The following is an 18,783-nucleotide window of genomic DNA, read 5'->3' as shown; positions in this document are numbered from 1 at the left end:
CTGGGGTTCGTCCTCCTGCCGGGGCGGTTGCTCCGGCGGCCCGGCCGAACGCGCCCGCGTGCGCAGCGCTTCGGGGTTGCGCAGCCAGATGTCGCGCTGGGCAAAGGGGATCTCGATCCCTTCTTCGGTAAAGCGTCGAGCGATCTCGTGGTTCAGTTCGGTCCGCACCGACAGACCGTAAATGATGTCGCGCAGAACGACCCGAAGTTCGAACTCCAGCGCATCCGCCCCAAAGCCCTGGAACACCACCGAGGGCGGCGGATTGACCATCGCCAGAGGGTGGCTCTCGCCGATCTCGCGGAGGATCTTCTCGACCTTGCGGGTGTCGCTGCCATAGGCGACCCCGACCTTCAGGATCACCCGACCCGTCAGGTTCTGCCGCGTCCAGTTCGTTACCTGCCCCGATACCAGATCGGCATTGGGCACGATCACGTCGGTCCGGTCGAAGGTCTGGATCCGGGTCGAGCGCACCGAGATGTCCTGAACGATGCCCATCACGCCGCCGACCTCGATCCAGTCGCCCTGGCTGATCGGCCGCTCGATCAGCAGGATGATGCCCGAGACGAAGTTCTCGACGATGGTCCGAAGCCCGAAGCCGATGCCGACCGAGAGCGCCCCGGCGACGATGGCCAGTGACGACAGGTCGATGCCCGCGGTGGTGATCGCGGCCAGCGCGGCGAGGAAGATCCCGACATAGCCAAGCCCCGAGACGATCGCCGTCTGCCCGCCCGGGTCGATCTTCGTTTTCGGCAGGACCGTGGTGCGCAGGGTGCCCTGCACCAGCCGGGTCAGCATGTAGCCGAGCGCGAAGACGATGGCGAAGGTCAGGAAATCAGTCGGCAGGATCCGCGTATCGCCCAGCGTGAAGCCCTGAAGGAACCGCGCCCAGATCTCGGTCAGGTCGGCCACGCGCGCGCCCCAGATCAGCGCCAGCAGCGGCAGCGCCAGCACCGACAGCATCAGCCCTAGCAGCACCGGGATCAGGGCCTCGCCCGCATCCTCGGCATCGTCATGGCCCGTCACCAGATTGTAGACGTCGCCGACAAAGCGCTGCAGCACCATCAGAAGGCCCAGAAGCGCCAGCGTCAGAATCGGCGGATAGGTGAAGAAGTCGGCCGCCTCCTTGTAGCCGATCGCGCCGAGCGTGGGGCCGATCACCCCCAGCATGATCGCGGCGCGGCCGACCAGGCCGATCACCCGGTTGCGATAGGGGCGTTGCTGGTCGGGCTCCGGGTCGGTGCGCCCCTGGGCGATCATGATCTGGCCGTGCCGGATCAGCAGAAGCCCCCCGACGACGACCAGCGGGAAGCCCAGAACCGCCTTCGCCTCGCTGGAAAAGGCGGCAACGTCGCCCACGGTTCCCAAGAGGCCCGCCAGGGCGACGACCAGGCCCATGCCGGTCGACAGGAACCGCGCCTCGGCCATCCGTTCGGGCCGCAGGTCGAACGGCCGGCGCGAGACCGAATGCTCGGCAAAGACCCGCGAGCCCAGCCAGCGCGCGGCAAAGAAGGTCAGCCCGATCACCGGCAGGGCGACGAGAATCGCGCCGAGTTGTTGTCCGGCAAGCCCGGTCGATCGGAGCGCCGCAGCCAGCAGCACCAGCCCGACCGTGGGCACGACGATCTGGCCCAGCGAGACCAGCGCGGCCGAGACCGCCGCGCCGCGCTGCCGGGTCGACCGGATCAGCCGCTCTGAGAGCAGCACGACCCAGCGCCGCCCCCGCGCCAGAAGCACCGCCGCCATCGCCAGGAAAAGCAACGTGGCGGGCAGATCCTCGCGAAAGGTCTGTCGACCGGACGGCGTCGCCCAGGCATCTGCGACCTCGGCCATCATGCCGGACAGCGCCTTGCGCAGCGCCTGGGCGCCGATCGCCCAGTTGACGGGGTTCAGGGGCGAGGGCCCGAGTTCCAGCAGCTTGCTGGTTTGTCGCTCGCGGATCAGGACGTCGATCTCGCGGATCATGCCGTCGGCGCGCCTATGCGCCTCGACCGCCTTCAGGCCCGGCGCCTGCAGCTCGGCAAGCTGGCGGCCCAGCTCGGCGCGGCGGCGGGCGATCTCCTCGGGTTCGGTCTCGCCCTCGGCGGGCGCGGGGCCAAGCGCCGAGATCTGCTCGCGCAGGGTCTTGATCCGGGCGGCATTGATCCCCTGGGCATTCAGAAGCCGTGTGCGCCAGTCGGCCAGTTCGTCCCGCAGGTCCGACAGGGCCTGATCCGACGCGCGGCCCGTTGCAAGGGCTTCCTCGGCGCGGGAGGCAACCTGATTCCAGGCTTCGTAATCGGGCAGGCCCGCATCCGCGCCAGTCGCCCCGGCAGGCGCCGCCTGCTGGGCCATGGCCATCGGCGCGGCCAGCGGGCCTGCAATCGCCGCGAACAGGACCAGCGCGATCAGCTGCAGCACCCGGCTCATCCCTCGAACATCTCCGGCAGGGCGCGGCGCGGCGCGTCCAGCCAGCCCGGCACCGGCAGGCCCTTGCCGCGCAGGAAGTCGGGGTTGAACAGCCGCGACTGATAGCGCGTGCCATAATCGCAAAGCACGGTCACGATGGTATGTCCCGGTCCCATCGCGCGCGCCATGCGCATCGCGCCCGCCACGTTGATGCCGGACGATCCGCCAAGGCAAAGCCCCTCCTTCTCCAGCAGGTCGAAGACGATGGGCAAGGCTTCGCTATCCGGCACGCGGCAGCAGAAATCGGGTTTCAGCCCCTCGAGATTCGCCGTGATCCGCCCCTGCCCGATCCCCTCGGTGATCGAGGAGCCTTCGGATTTCAGCGCGCCGGTGGTGTAATAGCTGTAAAGCGCCGCACCCTCGGGATCGGCCAGCCCGATCCTGACGCCCCGGGGCTGCAACGCCATCGCCACCCCCGCCAGCGTGCCGCCCGAGCCCACCGCGCAGATGAAGCCGTCCACCCTGCCCCCGGTCTGTGCCCAGATCTCGGGGCCGGTCGTCTCGGCATGCGCCTGCCGGTTCGCCACATTGTCGAACTGGTTGGCCCAGACCGCGCCGTTCGGTTCGGTTTCGGCCAGATGCGCGGCCAGCCGGGCCGAGTAGCGGACGAAATTGTTCGGGTTCGAATAGGGCGCGGCGGGCACCTCGACCAGGTCGGCGCCCGCCAGCCGCAGCATGTCCTTCTTTTCCTGGCTTTGCGTCTCGGGGATCACGATCACCGTGCGGAATCCCATCGACGCGCCCACCAGCGCCAGCCCGATGCCGGTATTGCCCGCCGTGCCCTCGACGATCGTGCCGCCGGGCCGAAGCGCGCCGCGCGCCACGGCGTCGCGGATGATCCACAGCGCCGCGCGGTCCTTGACCGACTGGCCGGGATTCATGAACTCGGCCTTTCCGAGGATCTCGCAGCCCGTCGCCTCGGACGGGCCGCTCAGCCGCAGAAGCGGCGTGTTGCCGATCAGCCCCGCAAGATCCCTGCCGATATCCATGCCGCCTTTGCCTCCCGTTTCCTCCAGTGCTACGGGGGCAGGCGCGGGAACTCAACCCGAAGCCCGCAACCGCTCACGGTTGCGTGCCAGCCACAGCAGCGACAGGATCAGCGGCGCGTTGCCGATCTCGCCGGTCTCGACCAGATCCATTGCGCGCTCGAAAGGCACGACATGGGCGCGGATGTCCTCGCCCTCGGCCGCCAGCCCGCCCAGCCCGCCGGTGCCCTCGGGCAGGTCGGCCTCGGCGACGAAGGAATAGATGAACTCGGTCTTGGCGCCGGGCGACGGATAATAGCCATAGACCCGATGCAGCGGCCCAAGGGTGATCCCCGCTTCCTCGACCGCCTCGCGGCGCACGGTGGTCTCGGGCGTCTCGCCGGGGTCGATCAGCCCCGCGATCGCCTCGATCGACCAGCATTCGCTGTCGCCCCGCCCGTAGGGGCCGACGCGGAACTGCTCGATCAGAAGGACCCGGCCGCGGGCCGCGTCATAGGGCAGCACGGTGGCGGCATCGGCGGTGAAGAAGGCGGCGCGGTTCACGGGCGGGCTCCATGCGCCGTCAAAGCGGCGATGGCGGAAATCGTATTCCTCGACCGCAAAGAAATTGGCATAGGGCTGGCTGCGGGCGAATTCCTCGACATCGTCGGGCCGGGTGGGCCGGCGCAGCGTCGCGGGCGCCGGTTCACGGGCCCGGATGCGCGCCGCCGCCCGTGCGAGGATCATCCGGTAACGCCTTGCGTTCAAAGCAGGATCGCGACCGGGATAGCCCAGCATCACCTCCTCGGCGGCCAGCGTCACGATCTCGCCCCAATGCGCCTGCCACTCGGCAAGACGCCACGCGGCACCGGGGCGCGGCGCCGGGCTGCGGGCCTCATAGACCCCGGCCGTGCAGGGGCCTGCACGGGTCTTGACCGTGACCATGCGCAGCGCGAACCCGTAGCCGCCCTCGTAATAGTCGAGCCGCGCGCGCGCCTCGGCATCGACGCCCTCAAGACACAGCCCCTCGGCCACGGCACCCGGCGTCGGGTGGATCGCCGGAAAGCTCTCGCCCTCGACCCAGTGAACGGCGTGATCGGCCAACCGGGCGGGCGTCAGCACCAGATCGGTCTCGGGCCGGTCCAGAACGCGCGCCAGAAGCGGCCGATGGCAGAGCGTGCCGTAAAGGAACAGACGATCCAATCAGGCCCCCTCAGTTCCAGCGATGCGAGACGAACTCGACGACGAGCGCCGCCAGCAACCCGCCAAGGATCAGAATCCCCATCGCGACCGGAGCGGTCACAAGCTTGAGGCCATATTCGCCGATCAGGGCGATCATCCCGTTCAGGGCGTCCATGACGCCGTCAAAGCGCATCCGCGTGGACTGCCGCAGCATCTCGTAGATCGCGTGGAACAGCAGCGCATAGAACACCAGCACAGCCGAGCTCCGCAGCCCCGAAGCCAGCGCAACCCCATAGCCCTCGCCGGCAAGGCGCCCCATCACGAGCCAGCCCACAAAGACGCCGATCACCGTGTTCACAAGGACGAAATTGCCCAGGTTCGTGCCCTCGGGGAATTGCGGCACCAGCGCTTCCGAGGCGAACCAAGCCACCGCTGCGAACAGCAGGGCGGCGACAAGCTTGGCGGCGGTAGGCACAGGTCAGACGGGCCTCGTGACGGTGAACTGGGTCACGTCGCAGTTTTCGCTGTGGAAGGTGGCGGCGCAAGAGGTCAGATACATGTTCCACATGCGCCGGAAGCGCGCATCGAAGCCCATATCCGCCACCTCGTCCCAGCGTGCGTTGAAGCTCTCGTGCCAGCGGCGCAGCGTCAGCGAATAGCTTTCGCCGAATTCGATCGAGCGGGTCACCTCCAGACCTGCCGCGCGGGCAAGATCGCCAAGGATGGTGTGGCTGGGCAGCATGCCGCCGGGGAAGATGTATTTCTGGATGAAGTCCACGCTTTTGCGGTAGATCTCGAAACGACGCTCCTGCACGGTGATGATCTGCAAGGTCGCATGTGCCCCCGGCCTCATGCAGTCGCGCAGCTTGGCGAAATAGACCGGCCAGTATTTTTCGCCCACCGCCTCGAACATCTCGATCGAGGCGATGCCGTCATAGGTGCCGGTCTCGTCGCGGTAATCCTGCAACCGGATCTCGACCCGGTCCGACAATCCGGCTCGGTGGATGCGCTCGACCGCGTAATCATGCTGCTCGCGGCTGATGGTCAGCCCGGTGACCCTGAGCCCGCGCCTGGCGGCGGCGTATTCGGCAAAGCCACCCCAGCCGCAGCCGATCTCCAGCACATGATCGTCGGGCTTCACGCCCATTTCGTCCACCATCTGGGCGTATTTCGCCTCCTGCGCGGCCTCAAGGCTTTCCTGCCCTGTGCGGAACAGCGCCGAGGAATAGGTCATGCTTTCATCCAGCCACAGCTCGTAGAAATCGTTGCCGAGGTCGTAATGGGCCGCGATGTTCCGCTTGGCCTGCCGCTTGGTATTGCGCTGCAGCCAGAAGCGGAACCGCTCATAGGCGCGCACCAGCCCCATGCCGGGGAATCCGTCGAACAGTTCGTCATTGTCGGCATGGACCAGATCCATGAAGGCCATCAGGTCCGGCGTGGACCAGCCCTCGTCCAGATAGGCCTCGCAGAAACCCAGATCGCCCTCGCGGATCAGCCGGGCGAACACATCCGGATCGTGGATGTTCAGTTCGGCAACCGGACCCGGAGCGCGGCCCTCGGCGCGGAACCGACGCCCGTCTGGCAGCACGAAATCCAGCCGCCCATGAGCCATGGAACAGGCCACATCGAAGACCTGCGCAAAATAGCGTGGCAGGTTGGCCTGCCCTCTTGTCGTTGTCAGGACACTCATCCCGGCTCCCTCGTTCCCTTTTTTCTTGTTTCTTGCAGATGCGCGCCCGACCGCGCAATGCCCCTCAGCCGCTGCGCGCCTCATAGGCGGCCAGCGCGCGCCTGCGCCCCTCCTCGGCAGAGACGACCGGGGCGGGATAGCGTTCGGCTGCCGACAGTCCCCAGGACAGCGGCACCGCCTCGAAATAGGACAGCGCCGTGTCGGACGGCTGGTCACGGCCCTCGGCGATCCAGGCGTCGCGATAGGCGTGGTCGGGGTCGAACTTCTCGGCCTGGCTGACCGGGTTGAAGATGCGGAAATAGGGCGCTGCATCCGGACCCGAACCCGCAACCCATTGCCAGCCCATCGCATTCGCTGCCGGGTCCCAGTCGGTCAGGTGGTCGGCAAACCATTTCAGCCCGACCTGCCAATGGGTCATCAGGTGCTTGGTCAGGTAGGAGGCGACGATCATCCTCGTGCGGTTGTGCATCCTGCCGGTGACATACATCTCGCGCATGCCGGCATCGACAAGAGGGATGCCGGTGCGGCCCTGTTTCCAGGCGAGCACCCCGGCGGCGGTCTCGTCGGTGGACCAGGGAAAGCTGTCCCAGCCCTCGCGCCAGTTGGCCGTCGCGATATGCGGGCTGTGCCACATCAGATGCCAGGCGAATTCGCGCCAGACGATTTCCTTGAGGAAATGCTCGGCGCCTGCCTTGCCCGCATCCATCGCCGAAAGCCCCGCATGCCAGAGGGCACGGGGCGAGATCTCGCCACAGGTCAGGTTCTCGGACAGATGCGAGGTGGCATTGGCTGCGGGAAAGTCGCGCCGCGCCTTGTAGTCCGCGATCCGCGCCTCGACAAAGGCGGCAAGGCGGTCCTGTGCCGCCTCCTCTCCGACGCAGGCATGGCGCGCGACGACCGCAGCACCCCGCCGCATCGCCGCCCCCATGCGCCAGCTTTCGATTTCCTCGGTCGCGGGCCAGCGTTCGGGGCGCGGGATGATGCCCGGCGCGGGCTGCGGCTCGGCCACGGGACGCTCGCGCACCGCCTTCCAGAACGGCGTATAGACCCGGTAGAACGCCCCCTGCCCGGTTTCGACCGTCCAGGGCTCGAACAGCAGAAAGCCCGGAACCGACCGCACCTCGATCCCGTCCGCGGTCAGCGCGGCCTTCACCGCCTTGTCGCGGGCAACGCTGTCGGGGTCGTAGGCACGCGACCAGATCACCGCGCCCGCGCCGGTCTCGGCCACCAGCGAACGCAGCGTCGTCAGCGCATCGCCCCGGCGCAGGATCAGCCGCGAATTGCGTGCGTCCAGCGTGTGGGCAAGATGTTCGACCCCCAGCCCCAGCCGCCATTTCGCGGCCGCACCCAGCGCCGCCACGGAATCGTCATGGATGAAGACCGGCACCACCGGTCGCCCCGAACTGCAGGCTGACGCCAGCGCGGGATTGTCGGCCAGACGCAGGTCGCGGCGGACCCACCACAGGATCGGGGAAGCATCGGACATTCGGGTTCCGTTTTCAAAGCTCGCTATCTAGCGCGGTAATCAGCCGGTCAACCTCTTCGGGCAGCGTGTAATGCAACAGGCTGAGGCGCAGAACGCCGCGGACCGGGTCCACCCCCATCGCCTGCAACAGCCGTCGCGCATAGAAATCGCCACCGCCCGCAAGGATGCCGTGCCGCGCCAGCCGCTCGGCCACCTGCGCGGCGGGCTCGGACAGCGCGACCGACACGGTAGGCAGCCGCCGGTCCGCCCGCTTCGGCCCCAGAACGCGCAAATTGGGCCGACCGGCGAGATAGTCCATCAGCGGCGTAAGGACCGCGGTTTCCTGCTGGCGGAACAGTTCCGCCACCTTGTCCGCCCGCCCCTGCGCATCCCGCCCGCCGCGGAAATGGTGGTCATAGATAGCGTCGATGTAATCCGAGATCCCCGCGCAGGCCGCGACCTGCGCGTGGTCCGGCCCGGCGGGATTGAACCGCTTGACGGTATCGCCCGCGTTGAACCAGTGGCCCTGGTTCGGCAGCCGATGCGCCAGCTCGCCCTGCATCACCATCACGCCCTGGTGCGGGCCATAGGTCTTGTAGGTCGAGAACAGGTAGATATCGGCCCCGAGCCTGCGGATATCGGGCAGGCCATGGGGGGCATAGCCCACGCCGTCGACGCAGCTCAGCGCGCCTGCGCTGCGCAGCATCCGGCAGATCGCGGCCACGTCGTTCACCTCGCCAAGGATGTTCGAGGCATGCGGAAAACAGACCAGCCGCACCCGCTGATCCAGCAGCGCAGCCAGCACGCCGGGGTCCAGATGGCCGGTGCCGGGATCGGCTTTCCACTCGCGGATCTCGACCCCGCCATCCTCGGCCAGCCGCCGCCAGACCCCGGAATTCGCCTCGTGGTCCTGGTCGGTGACCACGATCGCCGCGCCCCTTGGCAGCCATTGCCGGAACGCCTGGGCCAGCACATAGGTATTGGCAGAGGTCGAGGGACCGAAATGTACCTCGTCGCGGGCCACGCCCAGATGGGCGGCCAGCCGCAGCCGCGCCTCGTCCATCTCGGCGCCGGCCTGCTGCGAGGCGGGATAGGCGCCATAGGGCTGCACGCGGCGCTCATTGAAATAGCGGTGGATGCGCCAGATCACATAGCGGCAGACAAGGGACCCACCTGCATTCTCGCAGAACACCTTGTCGCGCAGGTCCTTCTGCCGGAAGGACGGGAACTGGTTGCGGACAAACTCGGGATCGAGCGCGACCATCTTGGCTCCGGCGGACTCGGGCATCTGTTGTCCTGCCTGTCTAGACGGCCGGCGGGATGACTGCAAAGCCTTGAAACACCATGGCTTCGCGCTATGCGCGAACAGGTTCAGGCATTCACATCCACCACGACCCGCCCCTGCACGCGGCCCTTCAGGATATCGGCGCCGAGCGCGGGCAGATCGACCAGCACCGCGGGCCGGATCATCGCCTCGAGCTTGTCCAGCGGCAGGTCCGTCGCGATCCGGCTCCAGGCGCGCAGCCGGTCCTGTTGCGGCCTCAGCACGCTGTCGATGCCCAGAAGGTTGACCCCGCGCAGGATGAAGGGCGTGATCAACGCGCCCTCAATGGCCGCGCCGCCCGCCAGCCCCACGGCAGCGACGGAACTGCGGTATTTCATCTGCTTGAGGATGCGCCCCAGCATCGCGCCCGCCACCGAATCGACGCAGCCCGCCCAGGTCTCGCTTTCCAGCGGTTTCCTCGTGACCTCGGTCAGTTCCTCGCGCGGCAGGATGCGCGCCGCGCCCAGGTCGCGCAGATAGCTTTCCGTCTCGGGTCGGCCGGTGACGGCGACGACCTCGTGGCCGAGCTTTGCCAGCATCGCCGTCGCGACCGAACCGACGCCGCCCGCCGCCCCCGTCACCAGCACCGGCCCGTCGCCCGGTTTCAGCCCGTGATCCTCAAGCGCCATGACCGCCAGCATCGCGGTGAACCCCGCCGTGCCCACCGCCATCGCCGTGCGCGTCGTCAGTTCCTCGGGCAGCGGCACCAGCCAGTCGGCCTTGACGCGGGCCTTCTGGGCATAGCCGCCCCAATGGCTCTCGCCCACCCGCCAGCCGGTCAGCACCACCCGGTCGCCGGGCTTGTAACGCGCATCCTCGCTTGCCTCGACCACGCCCGCAAAGTCGATCCCGGGCACATGCGGATAGCTGCACACCAGCCCGCCGCCCGGCCCGATGCACAGCCCGTCCTTGTAGTTCAGCGTGGAATACTCGACTGCGACCGTCACCTCGCCCTCGGGCAGGCGGCTTTCGTCCAGTTCCTGCACGCCCGCACGGGTCTTGCCATCCTCGTCCTTCTCGACGACCAGAGCCTTGAACATCCTCTCTCCCTTGGTCTCAGCCCGCAAGATCGGGCAACAGAAGCAGGTCCGTGGGCCCCGGTTCGGCCCCGGCAGCGGTCAGCATCGCGTGGATCTGGCCGCGGTGATGGATCTGGTGGTTGAACATGTGCGCCACGCACAGCGCGCGCGGCAGCGTGACCATACGTTCCGCCGCCGCCGAATACCAGGTCAGGTCGCCCGCCAGCGCCCCGTCGGTCAGTGCCTGCGTCCAGCGGCTGATCCGGGCGTCGGTGATCTGCCGCTTCGAGCGCAGATCGACCCAGTCGGGGACGAAATCGCCGCTGTCCGCCCGTGCCAGATCCGGCGCATCCCAGCCGTCAAGCCGCGCCATCCAGGCATGATCGGCCCAGAGAAGGTGCGACAAAGTTCCCCGGATCGAACGCCAGAACGCGCCGCGATCAGCCTCGCGCGCCTCCAGCGGCAAGGCGCCCGCCGCCTCGAACACCGCGCGATTCTGCCAACGATTGTAACGTGCCATCATCCGGCACCAGTCGGCCGTCACCAACGTCGCGCCCATCCTGCCCTCCTTGACCTCCCCCCTTTTGACAGAGCCGTGTGCCGGTTGCGAGTCCCCCCTATTCTCCTTGAGCGGGCACCGGCGCATCGCTAGCGTGCCCTAACACTCACCCCGCAACCAAAGGGATGACGAATGACGATGCGCACCTTCCTTGCCTGTTCCGCCGCCACGCTGATCGGCTCTGCGGCTCTCGCCGCCGATCCCGACTTGCTGGTCTTCGATTATTCCGGTTTCGAGGATCCGGCCTTTCACACCAAATATGCCGAACAGCATGGCCAGTCGCCCAGCTTCACCTTCTTCGGCGACGAGGAAGAGGCCTTCCAGAAGCTGCGTTCCGGTTTCAAGGCCGATATAAGCCACCTCTGCGGGGGGTCGGTGACGAAATGGGCCGAGTCGGGAATCCTTGAACCCTGGGATACCAGCCGGATCGCCGCATGGAACGACATCAGTGCCGAGCTGAAGGGCAAGGCGCTGGTCGATGCGACCGAGATATTCTTCGTGCCCAGCGATTTCGGCTCGACCGGCATCGCCTACAACACCGACCAGGTGCCCGCCGAGGCCGTCGCCTCGCTTCAGGTCTTCCTGAACCCCGACTATGCCGGCCGGGTGACGCTGCCTGACAATGTCGACGACGCCTATGCCCTGGCCTATCTGGCGACCGGCACCACCGACTGGACCGAGGCGACGGACGAACAGTTCGCCGCTGCCTCCGCCTGGCTGCGCGAGGTGCATCCGAACCTGCGCACCTACTGGGTGGACCCCGCAGAACTGACGCAGCTTCTGGCCACGGGCGAGGTGCTGATCGCCTGGGCCTGGAACGAGACGGTGCCGACCATGGCCGAACAGGGTTTTCCCGTCGGCTTCCAGCGCGAGGCGGTCGAGGGCTCGTCGTTGTGGATGTGCGGCTATGCCAAGCTCAAGGATGGCCAGGGGTCGGTGGACAAGGCCTATGACTTCATCAATGCGCTGCTCGACCCGTCCTCGACCGAGGCGCTGCTGGCCGCAGGCTTCGGCCATGCCAACGCCGCCGCGATGGCCGCGATCGGCGAAGAGGCGCTGACCGAGGTGGGGTTGGGTCCGATCGACGCGCCCGCGCTGACCCAGCTTCCGATGCCGGGCCAGTTGCGCGAACGCCAGTCCGCCGAGTTCGAGAAGATCAAGGCCGGGTTCTGATCCCGCCTGCCGCCGCCCCCGGCCCCGGGGGCGGCGCCTGCCCGGGCCGACCGGCTGCGGCCGCCATGCATGTCACGCCCGCGTCCTTTTTCCCGCCCGCCGGAGCAATCCGTTTCCAGCAAACGCCCGGGCGGGCAAAAAAACGCCTCAAGCAACAAAGTCACAAAGAACGCGCGATTTTTTGCGGCATTGACGCTAGTCTGAGTCGCGCCATGCGGTATTGTGCCGCGCGTTATGCCGCCACAGGTTCAGGCCATCAGAAAGAGGTGACCGACATGACGAAACATCTTCCCCCCCTGGCCTTCGCCCTCGTCCTTGCGGCCCTGCCCGCCGCGGCGCAGACCCCCGAATTCGGCCCTCTGATCGAGGCCGATACCCTGGACGCGGCGCGCGATGGCGTTGACCCGCTGATCCTCGACATCCGCCCCGGCAAAGTCGAGGGCAGCGAACAGACCCTGTTCGAGGCGGGACACATCCCCGGCGCGTTGCATGCCCCCTACAACCTGTTCAGAGGCCCGTCCGAGAATCCCGGCGCGCTGGTGCCCGAGGACCGGCTGACCGAGGTGCTGCGCTCGCTGGGCGTAACGGCCGACCGGCCCACCGTGATCGTCCACCAGGGCAGCGACCAGACCGATTTCGGCTCGGCCGCGCGGGTCTACTGGACGCTGAAATCCAGCGGCGTCGCGCCCCTTGCCATCCTGAACGGCGGCATGAACGCCTGGCAGGCGGCCAGCCTGCCCGTGGAGACCGGCCCGCTCACGCCCACACCCAGCGACATCACCGTCAGCTTTTCCGACGAATGGCTAGCCACCACCGCCGATATCGAGGCGATCGTGGCAGGTGGACAGCCGGGCGAACTGATCGACGCCCGGCCGGTCGAGTTCTGGGAAGGCAATGCCAAGCATGACGCCGCCGCCCGGCCCGGAACCCTGCCGCAGTCGCGCTATTTCACCCATTCGGACTGGTTCGGCGACGCGCCCGCGCGGATCGAACCTTCGATTGTCGAGCGGCTTGCCGCCGCCAACGGCTTCGAACAGGGCGACCGCCTGGTCTCGTTCTGCAATACCGGCCAGTGGGCCGCGACCAACTGGTTCGCGCTGAGCGAACTGGCGGGTATCGAGGATGTGCGGCTCTATCCCGACTCGATGGTCGGATGGGCCAATTCCGGAAACGCGATGGACAATGTATCAAGGCCGATCCGCAACCTGTGGAACCGTGTGACGGGCAAGTGTTGAGGAAAGCATGAGCGATACCACCCTTGAGGCGCGCCGCGCGCCGCGCCTGAGGGGCCGCGCGCTGGCGGTCCTGGCGGCGCTTGCCGCGGCGCTGGCCGTCGCGGCACTGGCCGGACCGCGCTACGGCGCGCTTCTGCTGATCGGTTTGGGGCTGGGTCTCGCGATGGAGGGGCTTCGCTTCGGCTTTACCGGGCCGTGGCGGCGGCTGATCCTGTTCCGCGACGCGACCGGCATGGTCGCGCAGATGATCTGCATCGGGCTGGTGGCGGTGATCGCCTTCCCGCTGCTTGCGTCTAACCCGACCGAGCTGGTGGGCGCGCATGCCCCCGTCGGCTATGCTATGATCGGCGGCGCCTTCGTCTTCGGGATGTGCATGCAGATCGTGCTGGGCTGCGGCTCGGACACGCTGGTCAATGCGGGCTCGGGCAATCTGGTCAGCGCGGTTGCCCTGCCCTTCTTCTGCATCGGCAGCTTCGCGGGGGCCTATCACCTGACCTGGTGGACCGGGCTTGGCAGCCTGCCCGTGGCGGCGCTGTCGGGCAATGCGGGACTGGCGCTGACGCTGGTGGCGCTGGCGGCGGTGGTGGGGATCGCGCTTGCCGTGGCCGAACCCGGCAAGCGGATGCTGCCCGGCCGTCTCTGGGCCGCGGCGCTGATCGTGGCGGGGCTGGCGATCCTGCATCTGGTGGTCGCGGGCCAGCCCTGGGGCGTGGTCTACGGACTGGGGCTGTGGGTCGCCAAGGGGGTAACCGCGCTGGGCGCGGATCTGTCGGGCTCGGTCTTCTGGTCGGCGCCATCCAATGTCGAGCGGATCGAGCAGAGCCTTCTGACCGACATCACCTCGCTGACCGATATCGGCCTGATCGCGGGCGCAGCCCTTGCCGCCTGGTGGCGCGACGGGCTGAGCGCCAAGGTCACGGGCCACCCGATCCAGGCCTGGATCGCGGTCATCATCGCCGGGTTCCTGCTGGGCTATTCCTCCCGGCTGGCCTTCGGCTGCAATATCGGCGCACTCTTCAGCGGTGTCTCGACCGGCTCTATGCACGGCTGGGCCTGGTTCGCGGCGGCCTTCACCGGGTCATGGTACGGCATCAAGCTGAGGCCCTATCTGGGGCTGGAGGCGCGGCGATGACCCGCAGACCAATCGTTGTCGTCCTTCTGGTCGCGGTTGCGGGCGTCTTGACCCTCGATCTGGCGACCTCGCGCCCGCTCGACCCCTTTACCGCGCCGCCCCTTCTGGCGCTCTGCTCGGGACAGGCCTCGGGCGGGGCGCATTGCGCCTCGCTGCCCGGAAGCTGACCCCCCCTTGCACGACTCGGGCCGTCCGCCTACATTCGGGATGTCTCGCAAGGGACTATGGCGATAAACGCGCCCGTAATAAGCGGATCGGACCCGGGGGCGGTACCCGGCGGCTCCACCAAAATCCCACATTGGCGGGATCATGGGGCCGAAACAGGATCGACGGACGTCTAAAGGGGTTATGCTTTCGCTCGGTGAGCTACCACCGTTATCGGTGCAAGCATGATAGTTGCCAATGACAACCGTGCTCCGGTGGCGCTGGCCGCGTAAGCGGTCCGCAAGACCAAATCCAAGCCCTTGCGTCTAGCAACGTAAGGCGGGGTTCGCAGGCACCTGGCAACAGAAGCCTGCACTTCCCCCGGATCATCCGAACCGGACGCGTGCCAGCGTTCATGCTTCGCTAACCGTTTTCTGGGACAAATCCGATCAGAGAAAGGGGAACGCGCATGAACAGGACCGAACGACTGGAAGACTGGTATCGCCGCGTCTATCTTGAGGGCGATTTCGAAGCCAAGGGTTCACTTTTCACCGACAACACCAAGGCCGCGGGCCTGATCGACGACATGCAGGTCGGCCCCGAGGATATCGGCGTCTTCGCGATGGCGCTGGTCAATCTGGTCGAGGCGCCGCAACTGCGCATCGTCAAGACCGTTGAATCGGGCGACTGGCTCGCCGCGCTGATCGAATGCTCGGCGGTGCGACCGGGTGACGGCAAACCGGTGCGCGTGATGGGCCAGCTGATGGCCCGCTACGAGGGCGACAGGATCGCCGAGGCCTATAACAACTTCGACTTCATTGCGTTCTTCGAGCAACTGGGCCTGCTGCCCTCCGATTCGGTCATGATCGGGATGAGCGGACAGAAGATCAGCTAGGCGATCGCGTCCGGTCCCGGCATCGGCATGCCTTCGGGATCGGGGACGGATTTTTCCGTTAGCCCCTTCCCCTGTCTTGCGAATTCCCTATGCTGGGGCTGTTCAACCCGAGGGTTAGGTGACGATGTCCGACCGGATCGATTACGGGAACCTCATGCATGCTGCCATGCGCGAACTGATCCGCAAGGTGCTCGACCGCATCGCCACCACCGGACTGCCGGGCGATCACCACTTCTTCATCACCTTCGACACCACCCATCCCGAGGTCGGTATCGCCAACTGGCTGCGCGACCGCTACCCCGAGGAGATGACGGTGGTGATCCAGCACTGGTTCGAGGGACTCGAGGTGACCCATGACGGTTTTTCGGTCACCCTGAATTTCGGCGACCGGCCCGAACCGCTCCATATCCCCCTCGACGCGATCCGCACCTTCGTCGACCCATCGGTCGAATTCGGCCTGCGCTTCGAGACCCAGCAGATCGAGGACGAGGACGATGAGGGTTATGACGAGGACGACCCCGGCCCGAACGTCCTGACCGACAGTTCGGGGCATACCGAGGCCGAGGTTGTGAGCCTGGACAAGTTCCGCAAATAGCCCCCCGCCCGGCCCATTGCCCGGCGTCACTCCCCGGCCTATAGCCTGTCGGCAAGGACAGACCGGAGGACCGCGATGAGCCAGACCCGCACCGAGACCGACAGCTTCGGCCCGCTGGAGGTGCAAGCCGACAGGTATTGGGGTGCCCAGACCCAGCGCAGCCTGCTGAATTTCCCCATCGGCTGGGAGCGGCAGCCGATCGCCATCGTGCGCGCGCTGGGCGTGGTCAAGCAGGCCTGCGCCGAGGCGAACATGACGCTCGGCACACTCGACGAGACCCGCGGCAAGGCCATCGTGCAGGCCGCGTCCGAGGTGATCGAGGGCCGGTTCGACGATCATTTCCCGCTGGTGGTCTGGCAGACCGGATCGGGCACGCAGTCGAACATGAACGCCAACGAGGTGATCTCGAACCGCGCGATCGAATTGCTGGGCGGCGTGATCGGCTCGAAGGATCCGGTGCATCCGAACGACCATGTCAACATGGGCCAAAGCTCGAACGACACCTTTCCCACCGCCATGCATATCGCCGCCGCGATGACCGCGCGCGACGTGCTGCTGCCGGGGTTGCGCAGGCTGCTGGACGGGCTGGAGCGCAAGTCGGACGAGTTCCACGACATCATCAAGATCGGCCGCACCCATACCCAGGACGCCACGCCGCTGACGCTGGGCCAGGAATTCTCGGGCTATGCCCAGCAGATCCGCCAGGGCATCGCGCGGATCGAGATGGCGCTGCCCGGCATCCACGAACTGGCGCAGGGCGGCACCGCGGTCGGCACCGGGCTGAACACGAAAAAGGGCTGGGGCGAGATGGTGGCGGCCAACATCGCACGCATCACCGGCCTGCCCTTTGTTACCGCGCCCAACAAGTTCGAGGCGCTGGCCGCGCATGACGCGATGGTGTTCCTGTCGGGCGCCATCGCGACGGTTGCGGGCTCGTGCTACAAGATCGCCAACGATATCCGGTTCCTGGGCTCGGGCCCGCGCTCGGGCCTGGGCGAGCTGATCCTGCCCGAGAACGAGCCCGGGTCCTCGATCATGCCCGGCAAGGTCAACCCCACCCAGGCCGAGGCGCTGACCCAGGTCGCCGTCCATGTCATCGGCAATGACGCCGCGATCAAGTTCGCGGGCAGCCAGGGCCATTTCGAGCTGAACGTCTACAACCCGATGATGGCCTACAACCTGCTGCAATCCATGCAGCTTCTGGGCGACGCGGCGGACAGCTTCACCGAGCGGATGCTGAACGGCATCCAGGCCAACGAGCCGCGGATCGAAAAGCTGATGCGCGAAAGCCTGATGCTGGTGACCGCGCTGGCCCCCGAGATCGGCTATGACAACGCCACCAAGGTCGCCAAGACCGCGCACAGGAACGGCACCACGTTGCGCGAGGAGGCGATCGCGCTGGGCTTCGTCGATGGCGAGACCTTCGACCGGATGGTGCGGCCCGAGCAGATGATCGGGCCCTCCGACTGATGGCGGGCGGGGTCGTCAACCTGCGCGCGGCCCGCAAGGCGCGCGAGCGCACCGAGAAACGCGCAAAGGGCGACGAGAACGCCGCTAAATTCGGCCGCACCAAGGCCCGGAAGGCGCGCGAGGCGGCCGAAGCCGCCCGCGCCCGGGCCGCGCTCGACGCCCACCGGCGCGAGGACGAATGACCGGCCGGCCGGTCAAACGCTCGCTCACGCTCAAGGGGCACCGCACCAGCGTGTCGCTGGAAGACGCGTTCTGGACGGCCTTCCGCGAGATCGCGACCGAGAAGGGCGTGCCGATCAACGCGCTGGCAGCCGAGATCGACGCCGAGCGGGACATGGAAACCGGTCTTGCCTCGGCGATCCGGGTCTATGTGCTGAACCACTATCGCGGGTAAGGCTTCGTCATCGCTGCCAGGGCGCGGGGCATGGACGATCTGCCCGGCTGCGCGCGCCCCGAAATCCGCTGCGCCAGCCTGTCAGCGCCAGCCCCGCGCGAGAGCTTCTGCGCCGCCCCAGGTCAACGCCGCGCAAGCTGCAGCCAGATCCTGTGTTTCGAACGCACCGTCAGATGTGCCACGGGCACCGGCACGCAGCCATTGACCGGCGCAAAGCGGAAACGGCGCAGCATCATCGCCAGCAGAAGCACCCCCTCGACCATCGCGAACCCGGCCCCCGTGCAAACCCCTGGACCGGCCGAGAACGGGATGAACGCCTCGCGCAGCCATGTCTGGCCCCCGGGCGTGGCGAAGCGGTCCGGATCGAAGACGTCGGGCCGGTCCCAGATCCGTTCGTAGCGATGCAGATGCCAGGGGCTTATCACGATCTGGCGCCATGCGGCACCTCGCGGTCGCGGAAGCGTTCCGCCCGGCTCACCTCGCACACCATCATCGGCACGGGGGGGGGTAAAGCCGCATCGCCTCGCGAAAGACATCGCGGGTGAAGGCAAGCCGCCGCATGTCGGAAAACTCGGGCCGCTCGGGCAGTGCTGCGGCCTCTTGGGCCACGCGGTCCTGCGCTTCGGAGTGGGTCGCCAGCAGGTAAAGCGCCCAGGCCAGCGCCGAGGCCGAGGTCTCGTGCCCGGCGAGGAAGAAGTCGCCACCTGATCGACCATCTCCGCAGCATCGAAGCCCTGTCCCGTCTCGGGGTCGCGCGTCGTCATGATCTTCGTGGCCAGGTCGTCGGGCGCGGTCCCTGCCGCGATCTCGGCCGCGCGTGCCTGCGTCAGCTGCTCGATCAATCCGCGGATCATCCGCGCCGTCGCGCGCGCTTGCCGACCGTGCAGCCGCGGCATCCAGCCCCGACCGGCAAGAAGGTCCGCGAGGTTCAGCAGCGGCTGGCTGCGCTGGTAGTCGCGAAAGGCATGGAACACCGCGCCCGCCGTCTCGTCCTCGATCGTGATCGAGAACAGCGTGCGAAAGATCACATCCGCCGCGGCATGGCTGGTGACCGCCTTGATCTCGCGGATGCCGGATTTCAGCCGGCCCGGCGCCG

The 18,783-nt window shown here is 67.3% G+C and carries 18 protein-coding genes, 1 other RNA gene and 1 pseudogene; 10 read left to right on the top strand and 10 right to left on the bottom strand.

Features of this window, described 5'->3' with window-relative positions:
- The 9 genes from ENN83_RS13035 to ENN83_RS12995 form a co-directional block, all read right to left on the bottom strand.
- Nucleotides 1–2,406: DUF3772 domain-containing protein (locus ENN83_RS13035; RefSeq protein ID WP_287187622.1), on the bottom strand; the 2,406-nt coding region annotated here is incomplete at its 3' end.
- Nucleotides 2,403–3,434, bottom strand: a complete 1,032-nt coding sequence (locus ENN83_RS13030) for a cysteine synthase A (RefSeq protein ID WP_287187619.1) — start codon at nt 3,432–3,434, stop codon at nt 2,403–2,405. The genes ENN83_RS13035 and ENN83_RS13030, both read right to left, overlap by 4 nt.
- A gap of 51 nt (nt 3,435–3,485) precedes the next feature.
- On the bottom strand, nt 3,486–4,613 hold the full coding sequence (locus tag ENN83_RS13025; protein WP_287187617.1) for an NUDIX domain-containing protein: 1,128 nt from the start codon (nt 4,611–4,613) through the stop codon (nt 3,486–3,488).
- A gap of 10 nt (nt 4,614–4,623) precedes the next feature.
- Nucleotides 4,624–5,067 carry a TrgA family protein gene (locus ENN83_RS13020; RefSeq protein WP_287187615.1) on the bottom strand — a complete coding sequence of 148 codons (444 nt, stop codon included), beginning with the start codon at nt 5,065–5,067 and terminating at the stop codon, nt 4,624–4,626.
- A 3-nt stretch (nt 5,068–5,070) separates the two neighbouring features.
- Nucleotides 5,071–6,282, bottom strand: a complete 1,212-nt coding sequence (locus ENN83_RS13015; RefSeq protein WP_287187614.1) for an SAM-dependent methyltransferase — start codon at nt 6,280–6,282, stop codon at nt 5,071–5,073.
- Between the two features lie 64 nt (nt 6,283–6,346).
- Nucleotides 6,347–7,768, bottom strand: a complete 1,422-nt coding sequence (locus ENN83_RS13010; RefSeq protein ID WP_287187612.1) for a cryptochrome/photolyase family protein — start codon at nt 7,766–7,768, stop codon at nt 6,347–6,349.
- A gap of 13 nt (nt 7,769–7,781) precedes the next feature.
- On the bottom strand, nt 7,782–9,011 hold the full coding sequence (locus tag ENN83_RS13005; RefSeq protein WP_287187624.1) for an aminotransferase class V-fold PLP-dependent enzyme: 1,230 nt from the start codon (nt 9,009–9,011) through the stop codon (nt 7,782–7,784).
- A gap of 107 nt (nt 9,012–9,118) precedes the next feature.
- Nucleotides 9,119–10,111, bottom strand: coding sequence for an MDR family oxidoreductase (locus ENN83_RS13000; protein WP_287187611.1), 993 nt, complete (start codon nt 10,109–10,111; stop codon nt 9,119–9,121).
- 16 nt (nt 10,112–10,127) lie between these two features.
- On the bottom strand, nt 10,128–10,649 hold the full coding sequence (locus tag ENN83_RS12995) for a DinB family protein (protein ID WP_287187609.1): 522 nt from the start codon (nt 10,647–10,649) through the stop codon (nt 10,128–10,130).
- A gap of 132 nt (nt 10,650–10,781) precedes the next feature.
- Between ENN83_RS12995 and ENN83_RS12990 the strand changes: the two genes are divergently transcribed.
- From ENN83_RS12990 to ENN83_RS12945, 10 genes are all read left to right on the top strand, one after another.
- The gene (locus ENN83_RS12990; protein WP_287187607.1) at nt 10,782–11,822 is read left to right on the top strand and encodes an extracellular solute-binding protein; all 1,041 of its coding nucleotides are present in this window, start codon (nt 10,782–10,784) and stop codon (nt 11,820–11,822) included.
- Between the two features lie 275 nt (nt 11,823–12,097).
- Nucleotides 12,098–13,057: a sulfurtransferase gene (locus ENN83_RS12985; protein WP_287187606.1), complete on the top strand. Its 960-nt coding sequence runs from the start codon at nt 12,098–12,100 to the stop codon at nt 13,055–13,057.
- A 7-nt stretch (nt 13,058–13,064) separates the two neighbouring features.
- Nucleotides 13,065–14,189 carry a YeeE/YedE family protein gene (locus ENN83_RS12980; protein WP_287187605.1) on the top strand — a complete coding sequence of 375 codons (1,125 nt, stop codon included), beginning with the start codon at nt 13,065–13,067 and terminating at the stop codon, nt 14,187–14,189.
- Entirely contained in the window at nt 14,186–14,356 is a 171-nt protein-coding gene (locus ENN83_RS12975; protein WP_287187603.1) for a hypothetical protein, read from the top strand. Before ENN83_RS12980 ends, ENN83_RS12975 begins: the two co-directional genes overlap by 4 nt.
- Before the next feature lie 3 nt (nt 14,357–14,359).
- Nucleotides 14,360–14,710, top strand: a transfer-messenger RNA (tmRNA) gene (ssrA, locus tag ENN83_RS12970).
- 92 nt (nt 14,711–14,802) lie between these two features.
- Nucleotides 14,803–15,228, top strand: a complete 426-nt coding sequence (locus ENN83_RS12965; RefSeq protein WP_287187602.1) for a nuclear transport factor 2 family protein — start codon at nt 14,803–14,805, stop codon at nt 15,226–15,228.
- A 124-nt stretch (nt 15,229–15,352) separates the two neighbouring features.
- Nucleotides 15,353–15,823, top strand: a complete 471-nt coding sequence (locus ENN83_RS12960) for an SspB family protein (RefSeq protein WP_287187601.1) — start codon at nt 15,353–15,355, stop codon at nt 15,821–15,823.
- A 75-nt stretch (nt 15,824–15,898) separates the two neighbouring features.
- Nucleotides 15,899–17,293, top strand: a complete 1,395-nt coding sequence (gene fumC, locus ENN83_RS12955) for a class II fumarate hydratase (protein WP_287187599.1) — start codon at nt 15,899–15,901, stop codon at nt 17,291–17,293.
- Nucleotides 17,293–17,475: a DUF4169 family protein gene (locus ENN83_RS12950; RefSeq protein WP_287187598.1), complete on the top strand. Its 183-nt coding sequence runs from the start codon at nt 17,293–17,295 to the stop codon at nt 17,473–17,475. Before fumC ends, ENN83_RS12950 begins: the two co-directional genes overlap by 1 nt.
- Entirely contained in the window at nt 17,472–17,687 is a 216-nt protein-coding gene (locus ENN83_RS12945) for a ribbon-helix-helix domain-containing protein (RefSeq protein ID WP_287187597.1), read from the top strand. Before ENN83_RS12950 ends, ENN83_RS12945 begins: the two co-directional genes overlap by 4 nt.
- Nucleotides 17,688–17,809: 122 nt before the next feature.
- Here ENN83_RS12945 and ENN83_RS12940 read toward each other — a convergent pair.
- Nucleotides 17,810–18,783 (bottom strand): annotated as a pseudogene (locus tag ENN83_RS12940) (cytochrome P450); the annotation flags it as partial.

The organism is Rhodovulum sp. (genome assembly GCF_011048875.1).
In the GTDB taxonomy this organism is placed as follows: domain Bacteria; phylum Pseudomonadota; class Alphaproteobacteria; order Rhodobacterales; family Rhodobacteraceae; genus Rhodovulum; species Rhodovulum tesquicola.
Note: the sequence above shows the minus strand (reverse complement) of the source record. Positions and strands in the feature narration are given on the sequence as shown.